The sequence below is a fragment of the Pedobacter africanus genome, from assembly GCF_040548825.1.
Lineage (GTDB): Bacteria > Bacteroidota > Bacteroidia > Sphingobacteriales > Sphingobacteriaceae > Pedobacter > Pedobacter africanus_A.
Genome location: NZ_JBEPSL010000001.1, coordinates 844153 through 861271, shown reverse-complemented (window position 1 = coordinate 861271; position 17119 = coordinate 844153). Strand labels below are relative to the sequence as shown.

Annotated in this window: 15 protein-coding genes; 3 read left to right on the top strand and 12 right to left on the bottom strand. The window is 40.0% G+C overall.

Annotated features, from left to right (window positions below; genetic code table 11):
• Window positions 1–8 precede the first annotated feature (8 nt).
• Together ABIE26_RS03440 and ABIE26_RS03435 are read left to right on the top strand one after the other, a co-directional pair.
• Entirely contained in the window at window positions 9–1490 is a 1482-nt protein-coding gene (locus tag ABIE26_RS03440; RefSeq protein WP_310139988.1) for a RagB/SusD family nutrient uptake outer membrane protein, read from the top strand.
• Between the two features lie 28 nt (window positions 1491–1518).
• Window positions 1519–3057, top strand: a complete 1539-nt coding sequence (locus ABIE26_RS03435) for a TlpA family protein disulfide reductase (protein WP_310139990.1) — start codon at window positions 1519–1521, stop codon at window positions 3055–3057.
• Window positions 3058–3103: 46 nt separating this feature from the next.
• On the opposite strand, the gene ABIE26_RS03430 is transcribed toward ABIE26_RS03435, so the two are convergent.
• The 6 genes from ABIE26_RS03430 to ABIE26_RS03405 form a co-directional block, all read right to left on the bottom strand.
• Window positions 3104–3331: a hypothetical protein gene (locus tag ABIE26_RS03430; RefSeq protein ID WP_310139991.1), complete on the bottom strand. Its 228-nt coding sequence runs from the start codon at window positions 3329–3331 to the stop codon at window positions 3104–3106.
• 111 nt (window positions 3332–3442) lie between these two features.
• Complete coding sequence (locus tag ABIE26_RS03425; RefSeq protein ID WP_310139992.1) at window positions 3443–4477, bottom strand: hypothetical protein; 1035 nt, start codon at window positions 4475–4477, stop codon at window positions 3443–3445.
• A gap of 320 nt (window positions 4478–4797) precedes the next feature.
• Window positions 4798–5268 (bottom strand): MauE/DoxX family redox-associated membrane protein, encoded by a 471-nt coding sequence (locus ABIE26_RS03420; RefSeq protein WP_310139994.1) that lies wholly within the window; start codon window positions 5266–5268, stop codon window positions 4798–4800.
• A 280-nt stretch (window positions 5269–5548) separates the two neighbouring features.
• Entirely contained in the window at window positions 5549–5974 is a 426-nt protein-coding gene (locus ABIE26_RS03415; RefSeq protein WP_310139996.1) for a MauE/DoxX family redox-associated membrane protein, read from the bottom strand.
• Between the two features lie 104 nt (window positions 5975–6078).
• Window positions 6079–6690 carry a hypothetical protein gene (locus ABIE26_RS03410; protein ID WP_310139997.1) on the bottom strand — a complete coding sequence of 204 codons (612 nt, stop codon included), beginning with the start codon at window positions 6688–6690 and terminating at the stop codon, window positions 6079–6081.
• Between the two features lie 84 nt (window positions 6691–6774).
• On the bottom strand, window positions 6775–7080 hold the full coding sequence (locus ABIE26_RS03405; RefSeq protein WP_310139998.1) for a CBS domain-containing protein: 306 nt from the start codon (window positions 7078–7080) through the stop codon (window positions 6775–6777).
• A gap of 186 nt (window positions 7081–7266) precedes the next feature.
• On the opposite strand from ABIE26_RS03405, the gene ABIE26_RS03400 reads away from it, so the two are divergent.
• The gene (locus ABIE26_RS03400; protein ID WP_310140000.1) at window positions 7267–8739 is read left to right on the top strand and encodes a PLP-dependent aminotransferase family protein; all 1473 of its coding nucleotides are present in this window, start codon (window positions 7267–7269) and stop codon (window positions 8737–8739) included.
• Here ABIE26_RS03400 and ABIE26_RS03395 read toward each other — a convergent pair.
• From ABIE26_RS03395 to ABIE26_RS03370, 6 genes are all read right to left on the bottom strand, one after another.
• Window positions 8731–9597, bottom strand: a complete 867-nt coding sequence (locus ABIE26_RS03395) for a helix-turn-helix transcriptional regulator (protein WP_310140002.1) — start codon at window positions 9595–9597, stop codon at window positions 8731–8733. The two genes, ABIE26_RS03400 and ABIE26_RS03395, sit on opposite strands and share 9 nt — an antisense overlap.
• Before the next feature lie 56 nt (window positions 9598–9653).
• A complete protein-coding gene (locus ABIE26_RS03390) occupies window positions 9654–10445 on the bottom strand; it encodes a sulfite exporter TauE/SafE family protein (RefSeq protein ID WP_310140004.1) in 792 nt (263 codons plus the stop codon).
• A 69-nt stretch (window positions 10446–10514) separates the two neighbouring features.
• Complete coding sequence (locus ABIE26_RS03385; protein WP_310140006.1) at window positions 10515–11969, bottom strand: alpha-L-fucosidase; 1455 nt, start codon at window positions 11967–11969, stop codon at window positions 10515–10517.
• A gap of 80 nt (window positions 11970–12049) precedes the next feature.
• Window positions 12050–13645, bottom strand: a complete 1596-nt coding sequence (locus tag ABIE26_RS03380; protein ID WP_310140007.1) for a Na+/H+ antiporter — start codon at window positions 13643–13645, stop codon at window positions 12050–12052.
• A gap of 1 nt (window position 13646) precedes the next feature.
• The gene (locus ABIE26_RS03375) at window positions 13647–13991 is read right to left on the bottom strand and encodes a hypothetical protein (RefSeq protein WP_310140008.1); all 345 of its coding nucleotides are present in this window, start codon (window positions 13989–13991) and stop codon (window positions 13647–13649) included.
• Window positions 13992–14177: 186 nt separating this feature from the next.
• Complete coding sequence (locus ABIE26_RS03370) at window positions 14178–17021, bottom strand: TonB-dependent receptor (RefSeq protein WP_310140009.1); 2844 nt, start codon at window positions 17019–17021, stop codon at window positions 14178–14180.
• Window positions 17022–17119: the final 98 nt, after the last annotated feature.

Here is a 17119-nt window from a genome sequence, read left to right as displayed (position 1 = left end):
ACAAAATCATGCAAAAAATCACTAAAAAAAATATGCCTTTTTTAAAATCTTTATTATGCGAGATAGAATGGTCGGAATTAATAAACAAAATCGGTAGAACCCCGATTCTTATCTTATTGATAAATGGTATACTTTTTATGTCATCGTGTAAAAAGTTTTTAGAAATTGATTCACCAAAAGATTCAATTACTCCTAGTGAACTTTTTGCAAATAATGAAATTGCCACTTCTACTGTGACTGGTATCTATAGCCGAATAATGGCAACAACACTTAATCCATTTTCTGGAAGCGAGCAATCCGTAGGTGTATTAGCTGGACTTTCAGCTGACGAATTGAAAAGTCATAATCCTTTACATGAAGCCTTTTATAGAAATGAAGTTCCTTCAAGCAGTGGTTATATTGAAGCCGTATGGAACAATGTATATTCTGGTATTTATTCAGCAAATTCTATATTGGAAGGTCTTCAGAGCCCAAATGGTTTGAGTGATGATGTCAGGAAGCAACTTGAAGGTGAAGTAAAATTTATTAGGGCATTTAGCTATTTCTATCTTGTAAATCTTTTTGGAGACGTCCCTTTAAATCTTACCTCAGATTATAGAGTTAATAAAATAGCATCAAAGGCTTCGAAGCAGAAAATTTACGATCAGATTATCGCTGATTTAAATGATGCAGAAAATCTTCTTTCTTCATCTTATGTAACTAATGAGCGGGTTAGGCCAAATAAATGGGTAGCAAAAGCTATGTTAGCGAGAGTATATCTTTATTTAGAAAACTGGGATCTTGCTGCTCAAAAGGCTAAAGAAGTAATAGATCAAAAGCCCACATACGAATTAATGGACGATTTAGACAAAATATTTTTAAAAAACAGTAAGGAAGCTATATGGCAATTAATGCCAAATGCGGGAAGCAATACTAGGGATGGCGCAGTGTATGTTCTAGTCAGTACCCCAGCCAATATATCTCTTTCCGAAGGGCTTATGAAGATTTTTGAAACTGGCGACAATAGAAAAGTAAAGTGGACAGGAATATATACAAATTCAACGGGTACATACAACTATCCTTATAAATATAAGATCAGAACAACTACAAATGGAATAGTATCAGAGTATTCAATGGTCATCCGATTGGCAGAGTTATATTTAATTAGAGCTGAAGCAAGAATTAATAATGGAAATGTTTCATTGGGCATTACAGATCTGAATGTGATTAGACAAAGGCCATTACCAAACGGAACCCCATCCAATTCAATTCCCGCCCTCCCATTAGACTTGAATAAATCTGATGCTTTATTAGCACTTGAAAAGGAACGACGGATAGAATTGTTTTGTGAATGGGGTCACAGATGGTTGGATCTTAAGAGGAGTGGTCGAGCCTCAACCGTTCTTTCTCCATTAAAGGGAATTACATGGAAAGATACCGATGTATTATATCCACTACCTAATGCTGAAATTACTGGTAATCCAAATTCTGGCCAGAATTTGGGGTACTAGTCTATTACTAAAACTCTTAATCAAACTTATGAAAAAGCTAATCATCCATGTTTTATTTTTTTTGTCCTTTACAAACCATCCAGTATCTGGACAAGTTATAGGTAACTCAAAGGCAGCGATTGTTTTACATCCTTCGGCCAATGAAGAAATGCCTGATAGCATCCTAGTTAAAGTTTTTAATGGAATTGTCGAGTCTAATTTGGAAAATATCGTCTTAAAAAAAAATGCTACCGGTGACTTTCTGCTATACTTACCAAAAAATCAGCCTATTATTCCTTTTCAGATTACCGCTTTTTATGACTTTGAAAAAAGAGACATCCAAAGTTCAGATATTTTGTATGCTGAACCTGCAGACCACTTGGTAATTACTTTCAAAAAAAATTCAAATCCAAAATCGAGTTTTATGAACTTGATTTTGGATTTTTCGGGGCCTAAATCTGAGAAATATAAAGTTCTAACTCTTTTAAATGATAGAAATAGAGATTTTTTATCTAATCAAAAGAAAAAAAACGATCTTCTTAAAGATGATTTAAAAGATTCAGATTTTTATAAATCAACAAAGTTTAGAGAATTTCTAAACGTATTATTCGAAGACATTAAAGTTGATCTTTTGAAAAACAATGCTTCTATAATAGAAAATGAAGCTCTGCTAGGAGCGAATATTTCAACATTTTTCAAATACGAATTAAGTTCTTATAATAACTTCCGCTATTACATTAATTTGCTTCTCGACAGCTTTAACAGTAAAGAGGCAAAACAATTGCTTAGTGATTTCTATTTTTCAAAAATTACTTTTTTACGCCCTATTTCTACTGACCCTTTGATAAAATATAGTCGAAATTACAAATTAAGCAGATCCTTTGATGCTATGTTTGAGGTAAAATTAAAAAAATTAGGAAATTTTTATGCCTTTACCGATCAATACAATGAAATTAAGAAAATGGACAATGGTGCTTTAAAAGAATGTCTTCTAACGCAAATATTTACCTACCCATTACTCAGTCAATATATTTCAGACAATTCCAGCAGAGACTCTTGTTTAAATGAAGCTCTTAAAATTGTTTCTATGCCCGAACTTAAAGAGGCACTCCGTTCACAATTATTATTTTCAAAAGGAAGCAAGATATATGACTTTTCTTTTCAGGATACCTCAGGAAATTTTGTTAGTCTAAAAAGCATGGTAGGAAAAGTCTTTATGATTGACTTTTCATTTCTCGGATGTTCTGGTTGTGCACTTTTTTCGGAAAAGTTTAGAGAGAAAGTTCATCCAGAATTCATCAATAATCCGAAATTTAAAATCCTTAGTGTCAACACCGATAATACTAGAGAAAAATGGTTTAAAGCTATTAGGAGTAAGAAGTTTAGTCAGGAAGGGGCTATTGAGTTAACTACAGGAAATATTTCGTGGAACCATCCTATGCTTAAATACTACAATGCAAACGCTTTCCCTTTTATTCTATTGGTCAATAAAGATGGGAAGCTGATCTCAAGAATAACACTATTGGATATTTACGTAAATAGTGCAGGTGTGGCAAAAATGATCAGAGACTCTTTAACAGCTATTTAGAATTTAAAGGCCAGCCTACTGCTGACCTTTAAATACCTTATCCTACTTATGGTACAATGTTCAGATTGTAGGCTGCATCTTGTGAAGGCACAGCTTGTCCTTCAAGATCACCGATATTGTAGTAAATTGTACCCAATGATGAACATAGAGGGCTTGGATTAGCAAGACAATCAAATGTAGTTCCACCAGTTGGAGTTGAACGGAAAGGTTTTTGAGCGAACGCGCTGCCAACAGCCACTACGGCTACTAATGCAGCAAAAATGATTCTTTTCATTTTGTTTTAATTTATGGTTGTTTACCTACTCTTTTCCAGGTTTTCGGCTTTCCCTGATTTAATTGCGCAATAAATATTTTTTAATAGATTTTTGAATATTCTAAAGGATGTTCACGCTCTGATTTTGTAGACAGCTATTATGTCCTGATAAATAACCGCAATTGTATTTTTAAATATGGCTATATCTGTTAATCTCTTTCTTTCTATTTTAGGTAGATAGAAACTATATTCATATTTTCCTTCTTGCAACCCGTAAACATCAATTACGATTGAATTATCAAAATCACTATCTTTTTCATTATCAGCTTTTAAAGCTGACTGAATAAAGACTAAATTGTTTCCTTGAGCTACTTTTTTGTTTACTTGCCGAGGAGGTTTCAGGTGCGTTGTAACGTTATTAACTTTCTTCAATGACAGGTCCGCATGCGTTACTGTATCGATCGTTTTTGCAAAGTATTTAGCATTTAAATTGGAATCAAGCCTGATAAACTGTCCGCGATAGTAGTAAACATATATCAGTTGTTTAGTATTATCATCATAATTAAAAAAGCCATCTGTGCAAAAAATCCCATCAATTTGTTTCTCTGGAATAAATTCGCTGATCTTTTTCCCATCCCAACTTACTTTTTTCAAAACCTTTCTTTTATTTCCATGATCCATCATTTCGCTGCTAATTATAAAGGAATTTGGCGTAATCGCTTTAGACTGGTAAAAATATTGTGAGTCTATTTCCTTCCTTGACACATTTTTTAAATCGTTACTAAACTTATAGCCCATTCGAGATTTCCCATCTAAAAGAACAATATTAGAACTAGCGAACGTATAAGAAGTGATTCCAGGAGATTTTTCCTTGTCAGATGGTAATTTAACAGAAAACTCTTTTACTTGTGACAAATCAAGAGGAAAATTCACCATTTCGAGGGGATTTCTAAAATCATAAAGGGTTATTTGATTTTGAGTTATATTAGCAAATTGGTAACTATCCTTTCTTAATCGTAACTGCGTTAGATATTTAGTTTTATTCAAGACAAATTTGCGTTCGAATCCGTTCTTTTCACGCTTATCCCATTTTGAATATTGATATAACCCAGTTATTACTACAATACTTAGAAAAAATAATACAGAGAAGATTTTAGCTTTTTTCATAATGAAACTAATTAGTTTTATTTTGTACCAATACTGTGATCATAGATTTATTATGCTTTCGAATTTATTGTTTAATTTAAAATGAGATTTAAATTGTATGCGGGGTCACCATCAGGCACACGCTCTCCTTCCAACGGTCCTGAGTTATAATAAACTGGATAAAATGAAATGCATAAAGGATGTGGTGCAGATATACAATCAAATACAGACCCCCCGGGCGCAGATGTGGCTCGAAAACTCTGCGAAAGAGTGCTATTGGCAGCTACTGTAACTACTAGTATAGCAAAAACAATTCTTTTCATAATTCTATAAATTTGCGTCTAGCCGAGTGTTTTAGGCTTAATTTTAGTTTGTAGCAAAATCCCCAAGATTGCTAATATTATAAAGACAATGTTGAATATAAAGTGCTCAGACCATTTCATATTTTCAAGGACACCTCCGCAAGAACAAGGTATGAAGTCACTAAAGTTCAAAATCGCGTAGATGTAAAAGGTAAACAGTGACATTAACATAAAGGCAGCATAGAGCCCTGCGGTAATTGTTTTTTTAATCAATAGCATAATGGAGATTACAATCTCCAATCCTGGCACCAGCCATACCAATACACTTGCAAAATCCGTTATAATTGGTGACTTACTGATCTGCAGCTGAAATTTATCGTACTCGAGAAGCTTACTAGTAGCCGCATATAAAAACAACAATACAAACAGGTAACAAATTACATCTACCACTACCCTTCTCGTCTTATCCGACATCCATCCTTTCGAGTGCTTATTCAATGTTGTTTCCATTTTAATAATTTTTGTCATTATTTAATTTCACTATTCAAGCTGCGAGAGAGAAAAGTAAACCTAGGCTGGCTCTCGCTACCAGCCTGGCCTACTCTTCAGTAAAGATTAAAAAACAATATAGTGACGGCTTATAAATGGCAGGTTTCATATAGGTGTTGTTTTAAGAATGCGTTAATAATAAGTCAGTTTTTCTTTTCTAATTTATACCTCAAAGTTACTGCATCTTCAAGGGGGGCGTTATCAACAGGATTACAAAAAAATGTAATCCTGTTTACGTTACTTAGCTGGCTTTCTTATTGTTAGACCGGGTCTGCAAAATAATCCCGGTAACAGCAATCAGCACAAATACAACATTAAACAACAGGTGGCCGTTCCAGCCCATGTTTTTCAGCAACCCATCACATGCACATGGAAGGTGCCCGCTAAAATTTAAAATAACAATGATGTAAAGGGCAAACATCACCATCAATCCGCAGGCAGCATAAAGACCTATCAGCTTGGTCCGGGGAATAAACAGCAGCACTGCGGTGATAATTTTTATAGCGGGCCCTGCCAGTGCAATTGCGGCAGCAAAGCCGGTTAATGCTGGAGATTGCTCCAGTTGTAATTTGAACTTTTCAAAGTCCATCAGTTTGTTTATGGCAGCATAAATCCATAACAGAACGAGTAAGAACGACAAGAGGTTAACGATATAATTTTTTTTCATGATTAGGGATAAAAAAATGGTTTTGGTTTGGACTAGCAAAATTACGCCTCTTCTGCAGGCAGCGTTAGCAACAGGATTACAAAAAAGTGTAATCCTGTTTACTGCTAATCTATTTCGGCAAAAGCCATTTTCTTTAATTGCGCATAATATCCCTGCCTGGTCAGGCTTACGTGCATAGCCACAGCTTCTTTGCCTGCAACTTTTATAAACAGCGGGTTTTCAGCTTCAAATTCCTGCACCCGCTGCAACGGCGGCTTGTTTAAAAGCTGGGTACGGTAATGATAGTATCTTTCGTTGCATGCTGTAATTTCCTGCACTTTAGCTTTAATTACAGGATGGGCATCCATCAGTTTAAGCAGATCAGTAAAAGCTATAGAAAGTACTTCGCCCGCTTCCAGTATTTCGATGTAATCTGTACGGGGCTCCTTATGCAAAAAGCTGCTGCTATCGATAGCAAATTCCCGCTTTTTCCAGATACGGGTGCCCCACTTACATTGTTTGTTTTTACAATAGTAATAAGCCTGTACCATCGAGTCGACAGAAAACCATAAACGGCCCTCTTCAAAAGAACCAGGTCTTTCCAATATCTGCCGCCCTATTGCTGTATGCAAATGGCACATAACATATAAACTATTTATTAGTTTTTCATCTGTTGAGGGTTGATTAAAAAATGGAATAATTTGTTCATCAATCAATTGTTTTTTGTAGGTATCCATGGGTTTGAGATTGTTAAGGTGCTTTCTTTTAAAAAGCGAGGGTTAAAAAAATGGAGCGTGATGGATAGATATATTAACAGAATTTTATGCTTGCTTAAATCCTTTGCTGATGATGTGCAATGCGCTATAGAGGGTGTAATTCAATTTATGACAGATCACTTCAGGTGTCGGGCCAGCCTCAATAAACCTGATCAGGTCCTTCATGCGGATGGTGCCAATACAACGGCCATCTCTTTGGAGCGGCAGGGATTTGCAATGGTGCGTAGCCATAATATTTATAGCTTCATAAACCAATTGATCCTGATCAAGTACTATTGGCTTCCAAGCCTTTAACACTTCTACAATGTCCTTTGTCAGATCAGGTCCGTAATTCTTTTGACAGTCAATCATCTTTAGTGTATTTTTTGTAAAAAAATTAGTGTCTCAACAAACTTTAATAAAGTTCAACAGTTTATTTGAGGATAATTGAACGCACTTATAAGATTTTTGCTGAATGCAATTTATAATCTCTTTTTATTTTTAATCTTTTAGTTTACATTTGATTAAGATTATCAACTCTCAATTAATGCTCAAAATATGAAGAATAAATACAGTATGAACTGGGTAATTCCGAATTTAGACAAAGCCAAATGCACAAGTCAGATTGAGGAATTCATCATCGATTTAATAAAAATCAAGAACCTCCAGCCTGGAGACCACCTGCCCGCATACCGATCTTTAGCAAAGCTCAATCAGATTAGTGAAAGTTCAGTAAGAAGGGCTTACATCAAACTAATCGATGGCAACTGGCTGGCCAGCAATCCAGGCTCCGGTACTATTGTTTCCGCCAATAATCCTTCAGAAGATATCCCACACAGAACTTCGGGTTTTACAGAACACTTCCCGGCCGGACTGATATACATCAATAAAAAAGAGGATATTTTCCAACCAGCCTTTATAGAAGCACCATTTGTTGCCGTTGGTACAGATTTTCCCAGCCCTGCGGCCTTTCCTGAAGACAAGTTTTCCGAATATTACAATCGCTTCCGCGAAGAAAGTCGAAAGCTGAGCCAGGCAGAACTATTAAATACCTACGATGCCAGGTATTTGAAAGACAATATGGTAGATTATTTAAACCGTAAACGGGGCTTCGGGTTAAAATACAATATGCTGGATGTAGTTAAGGGCAGAAAAAGTACACTCGACAGGGTGTTTAAAATTCTGATCAATACCGGTGATGTGGTGATCAACACCTCCCCTCACGACTCAAAATTACTAGCTGCATTGTTAAAGCGCAATGCCAACGTATTTACCATCAGCCGCAGAGATCCCGACTTTATAGAACGCATAGAACAGATGCTGAAACACACCAGGGTAAGGGCGATACACATCAGGCCTCAATGCAGCTTTCCTGAAAGTTTTACATTGTCCGAAGATAGCTGTAAACAGCTTGTACAATTGGCAAAAAAACACCGGATGTGCATTATTGAGGAAGAGGATGACCACGAATTCTGGTACAGCACTACCCCCTATAAACCATTGGCCTGTTATGATCACGATGGTTTTGTAATTTATATGGCCGCCCTAAGCAAGGCCACTTCTGATGCGCAATCCTTACGCGCTGTAGTGGCATCGGTTCAATTTATCAATGAACTGCAGACCCTGCCCGCCCAACCTATAGAAGAAAGGGACATTATTAAAGAACAGGCTTTTGCCGAAATGATAGCCAAAGGTGACATGGCCGACTATGCCAGGCAGATCAGGTTACAATCAAAAACCTATCGCGATGAACTGCACCTGATCCTGAACCACTATCTGCACAAGTTTGTAACCTATGCCATACCGGAACATGGCCTTACTTTCTGGCTCAAATTCGATGAGAAGTTTGACCTGAACGTAATGCTAAAAAAGCTGGACGATGGCGGCATCCCTGTACCCTACCATCCCAACAACCAGAAAACTTCCATCAAAACCAATCACATGATGCTGGGTTTTGGCGCTTTTGACATCAACGAAGCAGAAGGCGGAGCAAAGATGCTGAATATGGTATTCAGTGAAGCTTCATCCTGAGACCCAAGCCCCTACCTGTATCTCTATCCTTCGGGCTTTCCTGCGCGTTCTTCTCAAAAGTCCAGGACATTCCCCGAAATATTTTTTGAAAGCCTTGCCAAAGTAATGCGCATCTGAATACCCGCTCAAAGCTGCAATTTCAAAAATTGATTTCCTGGTGGTCAACAGCAGTTCAAGCGCATAGTCCATTCTCAGTTTAATAACCTGCGTGTGGAGCGGCATTCCGAAAGTAACATCGGCCAAACGGGCCATAGTCCTTTCAGAGACAAAAAACCGGGAAGCGAGTTCAGGCATCTTCTCTACCACATCAGAATTAAAGTTTTGCTTTACGAAAGCAGAGATCTCAGCACTTTTCTGATTGCGGTATTGTAACTTACTATAATACTTATTGATACATCCACTGATAAAGTTATAGGCAGCATCATCAGGATCATCGCCAGGCCTGTCCATCTTCCTCAAGGCAGCAAATAAACTTCGGCCAATACCAATGGCCGGAAGACTCATCTGCCTTGCCGCTGGATTGGAAACTGCAGCAGTAATGGCATTCAGCTCGGGTAATTTCTGGCATTTGTACATTAACCAGTCTGTTCTAAAAGTAATCAGCATGATCCGGTTTACTCCGGCGGAGACCTTTCTACGGTAATTTCCCACAGGTTTGTAGCACAAATAACAGCTGTTCTTTTTCAGCTCAACATACATAAAGATTGCCGGTTCGGGTACAGAATAATCTATCTCAATGTCGCGCTTTACCGTACAATCAAACAGTTCAATATGTGCATGGTAATGACTGACAGATTGAACTGTTACTTTGGCTTCCGCTTGAGCAGCAGCCAGGTGAAGTTTGATGGATGATCGCATTTTTTACTTTTATTACGATCAAAGCCCGGCTATGGCCTCGTTTTTTTGAGATTTTTTTACTTACAGATCTCTTTGATGATGATATAAACCCCCATAACCAGCACAAACCAGCCAAAAGCAGGCTTCAGCTTTTTCCCATCTATCCTGCCCGAAATGCTGGTTCCTATAAAAACACCGGCCATGGCAATCAGCGTAACGCGCAGCAGAAAAGCCCAGTCTACCAGGTTGCTGCCAAAAGAAGTAAAGAACCCAAATAAGGAATTCAGCGCTATAATCACCAGGGAAGTTCCAATAGCTTTCTTAATCGGCATTTTTAATCCGTTAACCAATACCGGGATGATCAGAAATCCGCCGCCGGCACCTACCAGGCCGGTTACAAAGCCTACCAAAAGCCCTTGTACAAAAACCTGCAGGTAATTGGGTTCCGTATTTTCTTCTTCCAGATCAGCCAGTTTACGCTGTCTGATCATGCTGTAAGACGCCACAATCATTAAAACCGCAAAAAGTACCATCAGTAAAATGCTCCTGGTTACGGTGAAATCCCCAATGCTGAAAACCTCCTGAGGGATAGCCGGTACAACGTACCTTCGGGTAAAAAAAACAGCCGCAATAGAAGGGATGCCAAATATCATGGCCGTTCTTACGGTGATCAATCCCTTTTTAAAATAGGATATAGAACCAATCGCACTCGTAGTACCCACCACAAACAGGGAATAGGCAGTAGCCAGAACCGCATCTATACTAAACAGATAAACGAGTACAGGCACGGTGAGGATGCTCCCCCCTCCGCCAATAAGCCCTAGTGACAATCCGATAAAGATTGACGAAAAATAGCCAGCGATTTCCATTGAATAATAAGTATCCTGCAAATCTATTCCAATATTTACAATTGGAGGTAAGCTATTTTGTAATTAAACTTAAAAACCTGCTTTCTTATACAAGCCAAATTCGCTAAGTGTAATGCATACAGGCGATTGGGTAATGTTCAGCTTTAATTTATTTGTAGTCACCGGCTGCTCCAGTTTTGCCAGTTTTTTTGCACCTATGCTTTTACCTTCATAAACCGTTTTCCAGGCATTACCTTCCCATATCTGGATATTATAGCCTTCTATGCGCTGCCCTAGCGGGATGTATTCCTGTAAACTGATGATATCGAAAGTCTGAGGGCCTTTCAGGTCCATTTCCAGACTTGCCTGATGCACCGGATCAGTAGTTGCCCAGAAAGTCTGTTTATTGCCATCCAACAACAAAGCGCTATGGTATTTGGCACCCCTGGTATTGCTGGCTTTAATAACGGCTCCCTTGGCCAGGTTGTTGGCAAATGTTGTTTTAACCATAGCGCCAAAATCCTTTAACGAAGCCACATCGTCTTCGTGCAACTGCCCACGGGTATCGGGTGCTAAACCAAGATCCAGTCCGGCTCCACGCCCCACACTTTTAAGGTAAAGGTCAAAAAGGGCCTCGGGGCTCCTGGGCTTTTCTTTAGCATGATAAAACCAACCCTTCCTCAATGGCACATCGCATTCTGCCGGCATCCAGAATTTACCATTCCTGATGCCTTCAGGACTTTGCGGATAATTAGCCTGTCCCGGAACAGCTTCGTTTTTGCCTTCAGGAGCCATCGGGGTAAAGGTAGCCCAGCTGGTTTCGGCAGCCGTTCCTTTTTCATTGCCTACCCATCGTACATCCAGCCCCACATCGCTAAATATATTCGCCATTGGCTGCATTCTCCGGGTAATACCCCAGGTATTTTTCCAGTCGTAATAAACCGTATTGTCTATGCTTCTCTTTTCACGCGCCCCGCCATAGTAACCATCGCCACCATTGGCTCCATCGTGCCAGCTCATAAAAAGCTGACCGTAATTACTGTACAGTTCCTTTAGCTGTGCCTGATAAATGGCCAGGTAGTTTGCCGTTCCGTACTGAGGATTGTTGCGGTCCCAGGGCGAGCAGTAAACGCCAAACTTTAAGCCGTATTTCCGGGCAGCCAGCTGTACCTCTTTAACCAAATCGCCCTTACCATTTCTGAAAGGACTTTTACTGATATTATAGGGCGTTGTTTTGGTAGGCCAAAGTGCAAAACCATCATGGTGCTTGGCCACCAGAATAATCCCCCTCATTCCACCAGCTTTTGCCGACCTCACAATTTGCTCAGCATCAAAGTTACTCGGGTTAAAAATTTTCGGATCGGCATCACCATACCCCCATTCCTTATCTTCAAAAGTAGTAGGTGTAAAATGGATCAGTCCGTAAACTTCTATATCATGCCAGGCCAGCTGCCTTTTTGAAGGGAGCGCACCGTAGGGTTTAATGGTCTGCTGTGCCGAAACAGTACCTGAGATTAACAACAAAATTGTAAGCAATCTTTTCATATTTTCAAATTCAAATGTGTATTCACCTTCAAATTTAAAGGTATTTCCATCACCAGATTCAACAATATTGGCTTTAAATGCTATGATTTTGGCATTAGAATATTCAGCCGCTCTTCTTCCAGGTCAATCTGGTACAATTGCCGCCGGATAATTTCCTCATCAATAGCCGGGTCTTTATTCAGCTCAGCCAGGTACTCCCGCTGGCATTCCAGCAATTCCATAAATACAGTTATCGTTTTTTTGTCCAGCCATTCGTCCTCATCGGCAGCTTTCGACTTTTCTTCCCAATGCTTGAGGATCTTTTGCAGGCCCGCATGATCCTGCAGCTCGCCCTCATATTTATCTTTGAGGTATTTATACACATGTGACCTTAAACCTCTTTTCATCTTTTTGACGGTCTCCTCTTCGGTATTTTCAGCGTAGGCGTCAAACAGCCTGCTGCGTTTGATGAAATAAGGCAGGGTAAGCCCCTGTACCACCAGCGTAAGCAGGATCACCACAAAGGTGATGAATAAAATCAGGTGCCGGTGAGGGAAAGCATCTCCGCCATCCAAAGTAACCGGGATAGCCAGCGCCGCAGCAAGCGAAACCACCCCCCGCATGCCCGTCCAGCCTAGTAAAAGCGGCATCATAAATCGCCGTCTTTTAGAGCCCGCATGAGGCATTACAGATCGGCGAAAGATCAATGTTGCAATCATTGCGCCATAGGAACTGATGATCCGGGCAGCAATCAAGACTCCGGTTACCATCACTCCGTAGCCAATTGCCGTAGAAAGTGGCGTTCCATCGGCACGCAGCCCTGCAACAATCTCGGGGAGGTACAGACCAATGATCAGAAAAACAATACCGTTAAGAATAAACACAAAACTCTCCCAAACACTTGAGCCCTTAATGCGACTGGTACTGTTCAGAAAAAACAACCTTCTGTTAGCCATAAACAGCCCCCCACTTACTACCGCCAATACACCCGAGCTGTGCAGCTGCTCGGCTACCAGGTACATAAAATAGGGTTCTATTAGTGTAAATGCAGTATCGGAGGGTGCATCTGTGGGAAGTCTTTTGTGCGCCTGAACAAATATCCAACCCAATAACAAACCAATGCCTACACCGCCCAGCACCATCCATAAGAAACTGAGTGAGGCATCCTGCCAGATGAACTGCCCCGTACCAACAGCAACCGCCGCGAACCTGAAAATGATCAGTGAAGAAGCATCATTCAACAGGCTTTCCCCTTCCAGAATGGCCGAAGTTGATCTGGGGACCTTTACAAATTTCATGATCGCACCGGTACTTACTGCATCAGGTGGCGAAACAATACCACCCAGCACAAAACCCAGTGCTATGGTAAAGCCCGGAATAAAGTAATTGGTAACCAGAGCTACAGACAAAGCCGTAAAGAATACCACCAGAAAAGCAAAACTGCCAATAATGCGCCACCATTTCTTCATCTCTTTAAAAGAGATAGACCAGGCAGCCTCAAACAACAGTGGCGGCAGGAATATAAAAAAAATCAGATCAGGGTTGATCTTGATGACAGGCAGTCCGGGTATGAAACTAATGACCAATCCGGCTACCACCAGCAATATGGGATAAGCAATTTTTAGTTTGTCGGCCCATATTTCCAGCAGCACAATGGCCGCAATCATCAAGAGTAAAAAGGGCAAGATTGTGTGCATACTAATTCTTAAAAGGATATTGCAGGTAAATGATGACCAGGTTAAGCAATAAAAATGGCAGTTCAATAGCTGCACCTTTTAAATTTTTGTCCAACAGGTCTAAACAGATGATCAGCAAAATTCCCGCAGCCATTATAAAATTGCCCCATACAAAAGTTTTGGGGAACAAAATCAATACCGCGGCAATCATCGTGACGGCTCCATTAATCATAATACCGGCTTTTGAAAAACCCCATTTACCGAACATTTCCAGCATTTCCGGTTTTACCGAAAACATTGCATAGCCTTGTTTAAGCCCCATAAATACGGCCACAAGCATCAGGATAACATTTATAATCTTCAACATAATATAAAAATAACAGTTATCAATCAATTTTGCATCACCTTTGGCACCGAAGCCGGAATTTAATACGAGAATGGATAAAGCCCAAATACACCTGAAAATCTGGGGATTGACATAAAACACCCAGGCTAAAAAAACAATAAAGGGGCCTGTACCGCAATCTTATACATTTCTTCAGAACAAAAAAAACTACCAGTCCGGATCAACCCTGAAGCCCTTGCCGCCAAACCTCGAGATGTTATAACTCAATCCAAAAGTAAATACCCTGGTAACCTGGTTTGTACGCTGATCTATTATGGAACTGCCCGAAACAGACCGGCCCAGGTTATTTCCCTGGTTCAGTAAATCGTTACCATTGGCGTTCAGACTAAGCGACTGGTCTCTGAAAAACTTTCTGCTGATGCCCGCATTGATGATAAAAGGATTGGTGTTGGCCATAGCATAACCCGAATTGATGCTTTTTGTGCCGCTAAAATTCAAATGCCAGGTCTTTTTAAACCTCCATACGCCCGAACAGGACATAGAAAGTCGCTGAACATCTTTAAAATTATCGCTGAGTCCCTCTCCCCTGTTTTTACTTAGGTTATAATTCAGATAGGTATCAAGCGTAAGCTTATCTAAATTCAGGGAACCGTTCATATTGGCAGAATAGCTGTGGCTCCGGTATAAAACCCGACCATTTACCTGACCCAGTACATCGGCTATAGAATTCTGGTTCAGGGCATTGTTATTTGAACTGAAATTATAACTTACCCCGGCCCCGGCCCTTACCCGCTTTAAATTAAATGTTGCATTCAAACGCTGGGCAGCATTAAGGCCCTTACCAAACTCCTTTTTATTGTTAAAAAAAACAGCCTTGTTAGAGATGCCGAAACTACCGGAATAGGAAACCGAATATTTATTCTTTTTAAAGGGCAGGTTTAATGCATAATTGCTGTTCGCATCGTAATTTCCGTTGGTGTTTTCGTAACGCGTTTCCTGTTTTAAGCTATTTAGCGTATCAGCTATCAGCAACACATTGTTCACAATCTCGTTTCGTACAGTGCTAAAACTTAGTCCCGTTTGCAGAGAGGCGCCTGTTGTAATGTTTACATAGTTGTAACTGGCGTTAACACCATGACTAAATGAAGGTTTCAGGTTGGGGTTACCAATTACGGTGTTTTGTAAATTCTCAGCATTTCTGATCGGCCTTAACTGGTTTATCGCAGGGTTGGTGTTTCGGCCGTTATAATTAAGGCTTAGGGATTTGCCTTTGGCAAAGGTTCGGCTCAGGTTAATACCTGGTGAATAGTTCAGGCTGTTATTCCTGATCTTTTGCCCCAAATGGAGATAATTATTGCTGATTAAATTGGGGCTGGCATTCACTCCGAAACTATAACGCATCTTTTTATTGGTATACCCATAATTTAAACCTATGCTCTGGTTAATAAATACAGAATTAAAATCGGTGCTCAATGAATCTACAAATGCCGGCAGCTTGCCCAGGCTATCTAATACATAGGTTTGCACGGTGCCTGCGCTTCTGCCTGCAGAGAGTTTATAGTTTAAGCTTAACCTTTGGATGGCCAAGGTATCTTTTGGTTTCTTTAAAGCCATGCTGTAACTGAAACCAAAACTAAAATTCTGGTTGTTGTTATCGGTAATCAGGTTCCTGTTCAGCAGGGAATCTTTTTCTAAACGCTGGGTTATTTTATCGTAATACAGGGTATTGGTACTAATCAACTGATCGGAATGGCTGGAAGAACTGGAAATACCAAAGTTGGCCGATAAGCTGCTCCCTTTCTTTTTCATGAGTTTGGATAAATTCAGGCTGGCACTAACATTTGGTGATCTGTTGGCCGACTGGTTAACGTTGTTAAAGTCTTGTTTAATTACTCCCCACTGGTTGTTTAATGAAGTGCTGTTGTTTTCGCCATCATTATAGCCGGCCTGTACGCCACCATCCAGGAAAATCTTTTTAGTCCTGTAATTGAGATTCGCGCCAAGGCCATGGTTGTTGTTCCTGTTTTCGCCATTGCCCAAGGTCTTATTGTAAAAAGTACCCGCAGGATTTAAAGTCTCTACAGTTCTTTCGTTGCTAAAGGCATTTCCATTGCGGCCATAGTTGTAATTTACGCCATAATTCAATTTTTCATTGACCCGATCGGAATGAGAAGCATTCAGCTGCATAGACTGCGCTGTTCCGGCGCCGTTGTTCGAAGTTCTGTAGTTCAGCCCCCCACTACTTTGCCTGGTATCTTTCCATAAGTTCATGTTTCCGCCACCTCCAATCTGGTCATTCGTTCCGCTATTCAGGTTTGCATGGCCAAATTTGCCATTGTTCATCCCCGGCTTGGTTACGATATTCAGCATTTTAACAGGTTCACCCATTTTAATTCCTGTAAAATTTGCCTCATCCCCAAAGTCGTCAATAACCTGGATCTTAGATACAATACCAGCCGGTAGCCTGGCAATAAAATCCTTCACATTACTGGTAAAAAAATCTTTGCCATTTACCCTCAGCTTAGTCATCTCCTTACCCATGGTTTTAACGTTGTAATCCTTATCCACATCAAGCCCCGGGAGTTGCTTCAACAGATCGGCCACATTATCGCCTTCCAGCACGTTGTAAGCACCGGCATTATACTCAACGGTGTCCTGCATTACCCTTACCGGATTTGGTTTGCCTTGTATCACCACTTCTTTGAGTGTCTGCGCATCCTGCTTCAGTACAAGTTCTCCAAGTTTCAATACTTTTTTGTCGCCAAAAGAATAGTTTCCTTTAAAAACTTTATACCCAAGGGCGCTGATCCCCAGCACAAAAGATCCGGCCTTTATCTTTGTAAAGCTGAAATTTCCGTAGTCATCGGTAGTTGTACGTAAAGTGTCTTTATCAAGGATCAGTATTACATTGGCATCTTTAACGGCAGTGTTGCTGCTATCGGCAACACTGCCGTTAACCCGTCTGTTATTTTGTGCGTAAGCACTAATGCTGCAGAAAAGCAACATTATTAAAACTGTAGTACTGATGAATTTTTGCGTTAATTCAATCATTTATAAAAAAGCTCAGCCAATAAGCTATCAAATTGGCCTGGCCAATATCTGTATTCTTAAATGATTTTGCATGGTAAAGTCGATAAAAATCTGGTTTA

Bases quoted from the DNA above. Each gene is read 5' to 3' on its own strand.
- ABIE26_RS03405 (WP_310139998.1), bottom strand. From the start codon at position 7,080: ATGATTGACTGTCAAAAGAATTACGGACCTGATCTGACAAAGGACATT.
- ABIE26_RS03385 (WP_310140006.1), bottom strand. From the start codon at position 11,969: ATGAAAAGATTGCTTACAATTTTGTTGTTAATCTCAGGTACTGTTTCG.
- ABIE26_RS03435 (WP_310139990.1), top strand. From the start codon at position 1,519: ATGAAAAAGCTAATCATCCATGTTTTATTTTTTTTGTCCTTTACAAAC.
- ABIE26_RS03420 (WP_310139994.1), bottom strand. From the start codon at position 5,268: ATGGAAACAACATTGAATAAGCACTCGAAAGGATGGATGTCGGATAAG.
- ABIE26_RS03370 (WP_310140009.1), bottom strand. From the start codon at position 17,021: ATGATTGAATTAACGCAAAAATTCATCAGTACTACAGTTTTAATAATG.
- ABIE26_RS03400 (WP_310140000.1), top strand. From the start codon at position 7,267: ATGAAGAATAAATACAGTATGAACTGGGTAATTCCGAATTTAGACAAA.
- ABIE26_RS03375 (WP_310140008.1), bottom strand. From the start codon at position 13,991: ATGTTGAAGATTATAAATGTTATCCTGATGCTTGTGGCCGTATTTATG.
- ABIE26_RS03380 (WP_310140007.1), bottom strand. From the start codon at position 13,645: ATGCACACAATCTTGCCCTTTTTACTCTTGATGATTGCGGCCATTGTG.
- ABIE26_RS03425 (WP_310139992.1), bottom strand. From the start codon at position 4,477: ATGAAAAAAGCTAAAATCTTCTCTGTATTATTTTTTCTAAGTATTGTA.
- ABIE26_RS03440 (WP_310139988.1), top strand. From the start codon at position 9: ATGCAAAAAATCACTAAAAAAAATATGCCTTTTTTAAAATCTTTATTA.
- ABIE26_RS03395 (WP_310140002.1), bottom strand. From the start codon at position 9,597: ATGCGATCATCCATCAAACTTCACCTGGCTGCTGCTCAAGCGGAAGCC.
- ABIE26_RS03415 (WP_310139996.1), bottom strand. From the start codon at position 5,974: ATGAAAAAAAATTATATCGTTAACCTCTTGTCGTTCTTACTCGTTCTG.
- ABIE26_RS03430 (WP_310139991.1), bottom strand. From the start codon at position 3,331: ATGAAAAGAATCATTTTTGCTGCATTAGTAGCCGTAGTGGCTGTTGGC.
- ABIE26_RS03410 (WP_310139997.1), bottom strand. From the start codon at position 6,690: ATGGATACCTACAAAAAACAATTGATTGATGAACAAATTATTCCATTT.
- ABIE26_RS03390 (WP_310140004.1), bottom strand. From the start codon at position 10,445: ATGGAAATCGCTGGCTATTTTTCGTCAATCTTTATCGGATTGTCACTA.